General features: G+C 70.5%; 3 protein-coding genes. All 3 read left to right on the top strand.

The annotated features are described in order from the left end of the window. Nucleotides 1-176: 176 nt before the first annotated feature. The 3 genes from ACQKIP_RS07735 to ACQKIP_RS07725 all read left to right on the top strand — a co-directional run bounded on the left by ACQKIP_RS07735 (nt 177) and on the right by ACQKIP_RS07725 (nt 2,030). Nucleotides 177-770, top strand: a complete 594-nt coding sequence (locus tag ACQKIP_RS07735; RefSeq protein WP_365863874.1) for a 50S ribosomal protein L25/general stress protein Ctc — start codon at nt 177-179, stop codon at nt 768-770. Between the two features lie 116 nt (nt 771-886). Next, a complete protein-coding gene (gene pth, locus ACQKIP_RS07730; protein ID WP_365863876.1) occupies nt 887-1,489 on the top strand; it encodes an aminoacyl-tRNA hydrolase in 603 nt (200 codons plus the stop codon). 79 nt (nt 1,490-1,568) lie between these two features. Next, a complete protein-coding gene (locus tag ACQKIP_RS07725; protein ID WP_365863878.1) occupies nt 1,569-2,030 on the top strand; it encodes a hypothetical protein in 462 nt (153 codons plus the stop codon). Nucleotides 2,031-2,114 lie beyond the last annotated feature (84 nt).

Here is a 2,114-nt window from a genome sequence, read left to right as displayed (position 1 = left end):
TGAAGATCGATTTTTGGGGCGGCCTCCCGCCGGGTAGACTCACCGAGTTGCTCGGCGAGGGAGGCCGTACTCATTGCGGTACGGCTGTCCGTTATCGACGCGCTCTTCGTAGCAGGCCAGTAAGTCGTGGCCGGGTGACCGACTCTGTTCCGTCACCGCTCATACGAGGAGTGCACATGTCCGAGGTGAAGATCACCGCCGAGGTCCGCAGCGAGTTCGGCAAGGGCGCCGCCCGCCGTCTGCGTCGCGCCGACAAGCTTCCCGCCGTCGTCTACGGCCACGGCTCGGACCCGATCCACATCACGCTGCCGCACCACGGCACCCTGATGGCGCTCAAGACCCCGAACGTCCTGATCAACCTGGACATCGACGGCAAGAGCCAGCTGGTCATCCCCAAGGCCGTCCAGCGTGACGCCGTGCGCATCGGCATCCTGGAGCACGTCGACCTGCTCCTCGTCCGCAAGGGCGAGAAGGTCAACGTCGACGTCTTCGTCCACACCGAGGGCGAGCTCGCCCCCGGCGGCAACCTGCTCGAGCACGTGCTGAACGCGCTGCCCGTCGAGGCCGAGGCCACGCACATCCCGGAGTCGGTCACCGTCTCCATCGCCGGTCTCGAGGCCGGTGCGACCGTCCTCGCCAAGGACATCACCCTCCCCGCGGGCACGTCCCTCGCCGTCGAGGAAGACACCGTCGTCCTCCAGGTCCTGGCCGCGCAGGCCGAGGAGGCCGCTGAGGCCGAGGGCGAGGGCGACGCCGCCGCCGAGGCCTGAGCCTCGACCGCGATCGCCTGAGCTCGACCGGGTCCGACCGGGCTCGACTGGGTTCGACTCTGCCAACCGCCGCTCCGCGCTCCTGCGCGGGGCGGCGGTTGGGCTATGAAGGAGACATGCAGATGACGACGGATCCCGGCGCGCCCTGGCTGATCGTGGGTCTGGGCAATCCAGGCCCCGGGTACGCCATGAACCGGCACAACGTGGGCTTCATGGTGGCCGATCTCCTCGCGAAGCGGATCGGCGGCTCGTTCAAGCGGAGCGGGCGTGCGCAGGCGCAGGTCCTGGAGGGCCGGATCGGTCCCGCGGGTCCGCTGAGCCGCCGCGTCGTGCTGGCGAAGCCGATGTCGTACATGAACGTGTCGGGCGGCCCGGTGACGGCGCTGCGCGACTTCTACAAGGTGCCAACGGCGAACATCGTCGCCGTCCACGACGAGCTGGACATCGACTACGGCACGCTGCGGCTGAAGCTGGGCGGCGGCGACAACGGCCACAACGGTCTGAAGTCGATGACGAAGGCGATGGGGTCCGACTACCACCGGGTGCGGTTCGGGATCGGGCGTCCGCCGGGGCGGATGCAGGTGGCGGACTTCGTCCTGAAGGACTTCGCATCGGCGGAGCGCAAGGAGCTGGACTACTTCGTGGACCGGGCGGCGGATTCCGCGGAGGCGCTGGTGACCGAGGGCCTTGAGCGGGCGCAGAGTTCGTACAACTCGTAACCACTTGCCCCGGTACGGCTCATCAGCACTTGCCCGGGGCTGTTGACTGAGCGCATCCCCATGGCCAAGGATCGCCGCCATGAACGCGCTGCTGCTCCTCCGCCGGACGGCTATGGGCGCGGTCGCGGCGCTGCTGATCGTCGCGGGCGTCTGGGCGTCCTGGGGCACCGCGCAGCACGTGATGCTCTCCGACGACCGGGAGCGGGGCACGATGCGGGTGACGCGGTGCTCCTCGGACACGTGCGTCGGTTCGTACGTCCCTTCCACCGAGGGCTTCGAGCCGCGCGCGAAGGTCGTGATCGACCGCTCGATCGCGGAGGAGAAGGGGATGCGGGTTCCGGTGGCGGTGAAGCCCGGCACGTCCGAGGTGGTCCGCACCGGCGGCCCCGGCTTCCTCCACGCCTGGCTCCCCCTGGGCGGCGCGCTGCTCCTGTCGGCCGTGGTGGTGGCCGGCGGCCTGCGCATGCCCCGCACGGCCTGGATCCTGGCCCTGGCGGGCGGCACCCTGCTGACGGCGTCTTTCGTGACGCTGGCGTTCTGACCCGCGGGTCGGGGGCGCGCGGGGGCCGGGGGCCCCCCCCCCGGGGGTGAACCCGGGGTTGGGGGGGCCCCCCCCCCCCCCCTG

This window comes from Streptomyces sp. NPDC059900, from assembly GCF_050270335.1.
Lineage (GTDB): Bacteria > Actinomycetota > Actinomycetes > Streptomycetales > Streptomycetaceae > Streptomyces.
Note: the sequence above shows the minus strand (reverse complement) of the source record. Positions and strands in the feature narration are given on the sequence as shown.

Bases quoted from the DNA above. Each gene is read 5' to 3' on its own strand.
- ACQKIP_RS07735 (WP_365863874.1), top strand. From the start codon at position 177: ATGTCCGAGGTGAAGATCACCGCCGAGGTCCGCAGCGAGTTCGGCAAG.
- pth (WP_365863876.1), top strand. From the start codon at position 887: ATGCAGATGACGACGGATCCCGGCGCGCCCTGGCTGATCGTGGGTCTG.
- ACQKIP_RS07725 (WP_365863878.1), top strand. From the start codon at position 1,569: ATGAACGCGCTGCTGCTCCTCCGCCGGACGGCTATGGGCGCGGTCGCG.